Below are 7,223 nucleotides of genomic sequence, written 5' to 3' on the forward strand. Positions count from 1 at the left end.
GTCGGCGTGGGGGTCGCGGGCTTCCTGACCGAAGACCGCACCACCGTGCGGTTCGCGCCTCATCTGCCCTGGCGGGAGACGCCACTCGCGCAGACGCTGACCGCGCGCTTCGGGCTGCCGGTCGTGCTCGAACACGACGCCAACGCCGCAGCCTGGGCCGAGTACCGCTTCGGTGCCGCCGCAGGCAGCGGGATCGCGGTGATGGTGGCACTCGGAACGGGAATCGGTGCTGCCCTGCTGCTCGACGGCAGGATCTATCGCGGTGCGTTCGGTGTGGCCCCCGAACTCGGGCACCTGCAGGTCGATCCCGACGGCCGTCCCTGCCCGTGCGGAAAGCGCGGTTGCTGGGAGCGATATTGCAGCGGAACAGGTCTCGTGGACACGACCGTCGAGATGCTCGCGGCGGATCCCGGACGTTCCGTGCTCGCCGGTGAGATCGCCGCGGATCCGGGATCGCTCACCGGACGGCGGATCGCCGGGGCCGCCCACGACGGCGACCCCGTCGCGCTCGCGGCGTTCAACGACTTCGCCCGCAGACTCGGCCTCGGACTGGCGCTCGTCGCCGACGTCTACGACCCCGAACTCGTCGTCATCGGGGGAGGGGTCTCCGGCTCCGCACCGCTGTTCCTCGACGCTGCGCGCGAACACTATGCGGCCGTCACCACCGGTGCCGGGCACCGTCCCCTCGCGCGCGTCCGGGTGGCGCAACTCGGTGATGCCGCAGGGCTGATCGGTGCTGCGGATCTGGCCCGCGCCGAGGTGTGCGGAACCCCGCGATCCCGTTAAGCGGATGAGATTATCGTCACGTCGAGGTCGAAAGCGTGGGGTCGGGCACCTCGGTGATGTGCGTGTGGCGGCCGCATCGTCGTAGAGTCGACCGGCGGGCGGTGCTGCACCGATCCGCGTGGGGGGAAGATCGGATTCGGGAAGGATGCCATGTGGTACTGGCTGTTCAAATACGTCCTCCTGGGACCGTTGCTGTGGCTCATAGGTCGTCCGACCTTCGAAGGCGGCGAGAACATTCCCGCGCACGGCCCGGCGATCCTGGCCAGTAATCACCGCGCGGTCCTCGACTCGTTCTACCTTCCCCTCCTCGTGCGACGGCGGATCACCTTCCTGGCCAAGAGCGAGTACTTCACCGGTGCCGGTCCCAAGGGCGCCTTCCAGCGCTGGTTCTTCTCTTCGGTCGGGCAGGTCCCCATCGACCGCACCGGCGCCGATGCCGCGCAGGACGCGCTCAATGCCGGGGTCCGGGTTCTCGGCCAGGGAAAACTGCTCGGCATCTACCCCGAGGGCACCCGCTCACCCGACGGACGTCTCTACAAGGGCAAGACCGGCCTGGCGCGGCTGGCGCTCGAGACCGGCGTCCCCGTGATCCCCGTCGCCATGATCGGAACCGACCGGATGAACCCCATCGGCTCGAAGATGTGGCGACCGGCGAAGATCACCGTGCGGATCGGCAAGCCCATCGATTTCTCCCGGTTCGAGGGCATGGGCGGCAACAGGTTCGTCGAGCGCACCGTCACCGACGAGGTCATGTACTCGCTCATGCAGTTGTCGGGCCAGGAGTACGTCGACATCTACGCCGCGACCCTGAAGAGCACCCCGGGCGTGGCGGACGGCCCGGGTACGGCCGGGGAGACAGGCGCGTCGGAGTCCGAGGCCGTCACCCCGCCGCCGGGCGGTCCCGTCCCGGACCGTATTCCCGACACCCGCGCCGGGTGAGCAGGTGCGCTACTTCTACGACTGTGAATTCATCGAGGACGGTCGCACGATCGAACTCGTCTCGATCGGTGTCGCCTGCGAGGACGGCCGCGAGTTCTACGCGGTGTCGACCGAGTTCGACCCGTCCCGGGCCGGCGCCTGGGTGCGCCGCAACGTGCTGCCGAAGCTGCCGCCCCCGGCGCACCCCGCATGGAAGTCGCGGTCGAGGATCCGCGACGACCTGCTGAAGTTCCTCGTGCCCCGGCCGGGTATCCGACCCGAGCTGTGGGCATGGATCGGGGCCTACGACCACGTCGTCCTCGCGCAGTTGTGGGGCACGATGCCCGATCTTCCGGACGTCCTGCCCCGCTATACCCGCGAACTCCGGCAGCACTGGGAGGACTCGGGTTGCCCACCCCTGCCTCCGGTTCCGGACGACAATCACGACGCCCTCGCCGACGCCCGCCACAACCTCGCGAAGTTCGAGGCGATCGAGGCCGCTCGTCGTTCACGGTGACGCGGGTAACGGGGTGCTGCGCCGCGTCCCGCCGTCACGCCATATCCTGGACGGGTGAACTGGACTGTCGACGTGCCGATCGACCGCTTGCCCGAACTTCCTCCGTTGCCCGAGGAGCTGCGTGCCAACCTCGACGCGGCGCTCGCGAAACCGGCGCTGCAGCAGCCCGGCTGGCCCGAGGAGCAGGCCGCGGCGATGCGCACCGTGCTCGAGAGCGTGCCCCCCATCACCGTGCCCCGCGAGGTCGAGGAGCTGCAGAACCAGCTCGCCGCCGTCGCCCGCGGTGAAGCCTTCCTCCTGCAGGGCGGCGACTGTGCCGAGACGTTCGCCGACAACACCGAGCCGCACATCAAGGGCAACATCCGCACGTTGCTGCAGATGGCGGTGGTGCTGACCTACGGTGCCTCGACGCCGGTGGTGAAGGTCGCGCGTATCGCCGGCCAGTACGCCAAGCCGCGCTCGTCCGACACCGATGCGCTCGGTCTGCCGTCCTACCGCGGCGACATGGTCAACTCGCTGGTCGCCGATCCCGAGGTGCGCAGGCACGATCCGTCCCGTCTCGTGCGCGCCTACGCGAACGCCAGTGCCGCGATGAACCTCGTGCGTGCTGTCACCGCGGCCGGCGAGGCCGACCTGCATCGCGTGCACGACTGGAACCGGGCCTTCGTCTCGGCCTCGCCGGCCGGTGCCCGCTACGAGGCGCTCGCCTCCGAGATCGATCGTGGCCTGCGGTTCATGGACGCCTGCGGCGTCGTCGACCCGAACCTGCGTGCGGCGACGATCTACGCCAGCCACGAGGCCCTCGTCCTCGACTACGAGCGCGCGATGCTGCGCCTCGACAACTCGGGCGACGAACCGCGCCTGTACGACCTGTCGGCCCACTTCCTGTGGATCGGTGATCGCACCCGTCAGCTCGACGGCGCGCACATCGCGTTCGCGGAGCTGCTGTCGAACCCGATCGGCCTCAAGATCGGCCCGTCGACCACCCCGGAGATGGCCGTCGAGTACGTCGAGCGGCTCGACCCGCACAACACGCCGGGCCGGCTCACCCTGATCTCCCGGATGGGGCACTCGAAGGTCCGCGACCTGCTGCCCGGCATCATCGAGCGCGTCGAGTCCACCGGTCACAAGGTGATCTGGCAGTGCGATCCGATGCACGGCAACACCCACGAGGCGTCCACCGGCTACAAGACGCGCCACTTCGACCGCATCGTCGACGAGGTGCAGGGCTTCTTCGAGGTACACCGCGCGCTCGGCACGCATCCCGGTGGCATCCACGTCGAGCTCACCGGTGAGAACGTCACCGAATGCCTCGGTGGCGCCCAGGACATCTCCGATCTCGACCTGCACGGTCGTTACGAGACGGCGTGCGATCCGCGTCTGAACACGCAGCAGTCGATCGAACTCGCGTTCCTGGTCGCGGAGATGCTCCGCGGGTAGGCGGGAAACATCGCTCGGATCAGGGCAGTGCGGTCAACGTGATCGTGCTGCCCTGTTCCGCTCTCCGGCCCGCCCCGGGATTCTGGCCGATCACGACCGACCGGTCGGAGTCGCCGAGCTGCCGCACCTCGACCTCGAAGCCGAGTCGGGTGAGTTCTTCGCGGGCCGAGCCCACCGAACGACCCAACAGCGACGGCACCTTCACTGCATCGGATACGAGAAGGGTGACCGTTCCTCCGGCATTGACCTCGTCGCCCTCCGCCGGGTCGGTGCCGGCGACGAGGCCCCCGTCGACGTCGGCGTCGAAGACCTCCCGGATCTCCCCGACGGTCAGTCCCGCATCGTCGAGGATGCGCCGCGCCTCGTCGACCGTGCGTCCGGAGAGATCGGGCAGGGTCACCGGGGGTGATCCCTTGCTCATCACAAGCTTCACCTCGGACCCGACGGGCAGGACGGATCCCGGCGCGGGATCGAGTGCGGCGACGCCTCCCTCGGGCACCGTGGTGCTGAAGGCGGTGCCGCCCTCCACCGGCTCGAAGGTGCGACGCCGCAGTTCGTCCTCGACGACGGATCTCTCCCCGGCGCCGGGGATGGACGGAACGGTGGGCCTGCCGAGCGACACGAGCAGCGCGATCGTGTCGCCGTCGGGCACACGTGATCCTGCGGTGGGATCGGTGCCGAGGACGGTGTCGACCGGGACGTCGTCGGAGTACTCGCCTCTGATCTCGCCGGCCAGTCCGGCTGTCTCGATCGCGGAGACGGCGGCGGCCCGGTCGAGCCCCTGCACGGTCGGGACGTCGGTGAGCCGGCCGGCGCCGAGCCACCATCCGGCGATTCCCATGAACAGTGCGAGCACGATGATCGCGGCGATCCAGGCGGCCGCCGAGCGGCGCTGACGGCGACGGTCGGCGGCGTAGTCGGGCCGCGGCGCCACCGCTTCGGTGTCGGGGCGCGGATGGGCGCGGGTCGCGACCCGGGTGGGGTGGGGACGGGTGGTGGGAGCATTCGGGCCGGCGGTGCCCGGCACCGCGGTCTGCACGGTCGTCGGCGCATGTGCGTTCGCCGCCGCGGTGGCGGGCAGTGCCGTGGTCGCGGGGGCGGTAGCGGGACGCCCGGTCGCGGAGCCGTCGGAGGTGCGCGCCGGTACGGCGTCGGGATCCACCCGTGCCGGTGGCGTGCGCACGGCCGATCGTCTCGGTGCGGGAACGCGGTAACGCGGCAGGTCGAGTGTCTCGCAGATCTCCCCGAGAGCATCTGCCATCACCTGGGCGTCCGCGTAGCGTTCGGCCGGTTCGCGCTCGGTGGCGCGGCGGACGAAGGCGTCGAGTTCGGGCGGCACCCCGTCGATCGCCGAACTCGGATCGGGCACGTCCTTCTCCACCCGCTGGTACGCCACCGACAGCGAGGTGTCGCCGGTGAAGGGGGTGCGGCCGGTGAGCATCTCGTACACGAGCACACCGGTCGAGTAGACGTCGCTGCGTGCGTCCGCGCTGCCGACGGTGACCTGTTCGGGAGACAGATAGGCCGCAGTGCCGAGGATCACGCTGCGCGAGGTGGTGGTCGCGGCGGCGACGGCACGGACGAGCCCGAAATCGGCGATCTTCACCTCGCCGTTGCCGGAGATGAGGATGTTCTCGGGCTTGATGTCGCGGTGCACGAGACCTGCACGGTGCGCCACGGCCAGGGCACCGAGGACCGGCGCCGCCACCGCGGCGGCGGCGTGAGGCGGCATCGGGCCGCGTTCGCGCAGCAACTCGCGGAGGGTGCCACCTTCGACGAGCTCCATCACGAGGAAGACGTGATCGCCGTCCTGGCCCTGGTCGTACACCGCGACCAGCCCGGGATGGGTCAGCCGCGCGACGGACCTGGCCTCGAACTCGAACCGTGCCAGGAACTGGGGATCCGCCGCGAACTGCGGGTCCATGATCTTCACGGCGACAGGACGGTCGAGGCGCAGATCGGTGCCGCGGTAGACGGTCGACATGCCGCCCCGCGCGATCTGCGATTCGATGCGATAACGCCGGTCGAGCACGACGCCGACCAGTCGGTCGCCTCCAGCGGTCACCCGGTGTACCCCCGTGTCTCGTGCGTGATGGTGGGACGCCGGTACCCGGGCCTTCGAGGTATCGACGTGACGAAGGTCCGGCTCCGCGTGCGCGAAGTGATTTCGTCCCCGTCGATCGTAGCCAGCTCCCGTGGACGGTAGCCGCGTAGCCGTCCGCGCGGGCACAGCGATAACGTGGTGGGGTGAGTGCAATCCCTTACTGCGACGACGTTCTCGACCGCTCCGTCCCCGTGGTGCAGCTCGTCGACGTGGCGAAGACCCTCGGCGTCGCCATCTCGCGCGTCCACCAGATGGTGCGCGACCGGCAGTTGCTGGCGTTCAAACGCGACCGGGTGCCCGTGGTACCCGAGGCCTTCCTCGACGGAGAGGGGGAGGTCCTCAAGGGCCTTCCCGGTCTGATCGCGGTGCTGCACGACGGTGGTTACCAGGACGACGAGATCCTGCGGTGGTTGTTCGACGAGGACGATTCTCTTCCCGGCGGATACCCCGTGGCCGCGATGCACACGCAATCCGCGCGCGAGGTGATGCGGCGGGCGCAGGCGCTCGCCTTCTGACTCCCCGGCTCTCCGAGGTCAGCGATGCCGGAACAGTGAACCGGTGACGTACTCGGTGAGCATCACCGCGGCGCGCGTGCGGCGAGGAACCGTCGCGCGCCGGTCGAGCACCCGGAACCCGCTGCGTTCGACCTCGTCGAGGATCCGCCCGTAGAGCGTGAACGCGGTGCGGATGCCCGGCCGGATCCGGTCGGGGAGTAGCGCCAGGCCGGGCTCGGCCCTGCGGTACTCGGCACGGGTCAGCGCGACCGCGTGGGCGAGAGCCCGCCGGACCCGCGGATCGACCACCCCGGTGCGTCTGCCCTCGCGCAGCAGGTCGAGGCCGACCCCGAACGCCGACCACAGTTCGAGCGGGATGTAGACGCGTCCGCGTTCGAGGTCTTCTCCCACGTCGCGGATGAAATTGGTGAGCTGGAACGCTTCGCCGAGGGCAGCAGCGGCCGGCGCGGCCGCCGGATCGTCGACTCCGAACACGGGAAGCAGTTCGAGCCCGATCACGGCCGCGGAGCCGTACATGTACTCGCGCAGTTCCTTCATGGTCCGATAGTGGGGCCGGAATTCGGGGGTGCCCGGCACGTCCATGCGCATGGACCGGATGAACGCCTCGAAGAAGTCGATCGGGATGCCGTACTGCCCGATCGTGTCGGCGAGTGCGCGGACCACCAGCCCGGTGTCGTCGAGCGGGCCCGGATCGCCCGCGAGCGCGGCGTGCAACCGGGCGTGCGCGTCGTCGACACCGCGGATCGCGGTTTCCGGGTCGTCCACCGCGGTGACGTCGACGATGTCGTCGACATGCCTGGCGAATCCGTAGAGCGCGTGGACGGCGCTTCTGCGCGGGGCGGGCAGCAATCGGGTGGCGAGGTTGTAGGTGCGTCCGTGCTCTGCGGTGAGGTCGGCGCAGTAGGCATAGGCCCGGGCGAGGTCGTCGGTCACGCTCCCGGCG

The 7,223-nt window shown here is 69.8% G+C and carries 7 protein-coding genes; 5 read left to right on the top strand and 2 right to left on the bottom strand.

Going from position 1 to position 7,223, the window contains the following annotated elements; genetic code table 11:
• The 4 genes from R1101_RS0112530 to R1101_RS0112550 all read left to right on the top strand — a co-directional run.
• On the top strand, positions 1–786 hold a 786-nt coding region (locus R1101_RS0112530; RefSeq protein ID WP_016933762.1), incomplete at its 5' end, for an ROK family protein.
• A 150-nt stretch (positions 787–936) separates the two neighbouring features.
• The gene (locus R1101_RS26580) at positions 937–1,725 is read left to right on the top strand and encodes a lysophospholipid acyltransferase family protein (protein WP_016933763.1); all 789 of its coding nucleotides are present in this window, start codon (positions 937–939) and stop codon (positions 1,723–1,725) included.
• A gap of 4 nt (positions 1,726–1,729) precedes the next feature.
• A complete protein-coding gene (locus R1101_RS0112545) occupies positions 1,730–2,221 on the top strand; it encodes a polyadenylate-specific 3'-exoribonuclease AS (protein WP_016933764.1) in 492 nt (163 codons plus the stop codon).
• 54 nt (positions 2,222–2,275) lie between these two features.
• The gene (locus tag R1101_RS0112550) at positions 2,276–3,661 is read left to right on the top strand and encodes a class II 3-deoxy-7-phosphoheptulonate synthase (protein WP_016933765.1); all 1,386 of its coding nucleotides are present in this window, start codon (positions 2,276–2,278) and stop codon (positions 3,659–3,661) included.
• 19 nt (positions 3,662–3,680) lie between these two features.
• Here the strand turns inward: R1101_RS0112550 and pknB are convergent, their stop codons facing one another.
• Positions 3,681–5,726 (bottom strand): Stk1 family PASTA domain-containing Ser/Thr kinase, encoded by a 2,046-nt coding sequence (pknB, locus tag R1101_RS0112555; protein WP_016933766.1) that lies wholly within the window; start codon positions 5,724–5,726, stop codon positions 3,681–3,683.
• Between the two features lie 182 nt (positions 5,727–5,908).
• Between pknB and R1101_RS0112560 the strand changes: the two genes are divergently transcribed.
• Positions 5,909–6,280: an Rv2175c family DNA-binding protein gene (locus R1101_RS0112560; RefSeq protein WP_026003206.1), complete on the top strand. Its 372-nt coding sequence runs from the start codon at positions 5,909–5,911 to the stop codon at positions 6,278–6,280.
• 18 nt (positions 6,281–6,298) lie between these two features.
• Here the strand turns inward: R1101_RS0112560 and R1101_RS0112565 are convergent, their stop codons facing one another.
• Positions 6,299–7,213, bottom strand: a complete 915-nt coding sequence (locus R1101_RS0112565) for a phytoene/squalene synthase family protein (protein WP_016933768.1) — start codon at positions 7,211–7,213, stop codon at positions 6,299–6,301.
• Positions 7,214–7,223: the final 10 nt, after the last annotated feature.

The organism is Rhodococcus sp. R1101, from assembly GCF_000278445.1.
GTDB classification, from domain to species: domain Bacteria; phylum Actinomycetota; class Actinomycetes; order Mycobacteriales; family Mycobacteriaceae; genus Rhodococcus; species Rhodococcus gordoniae.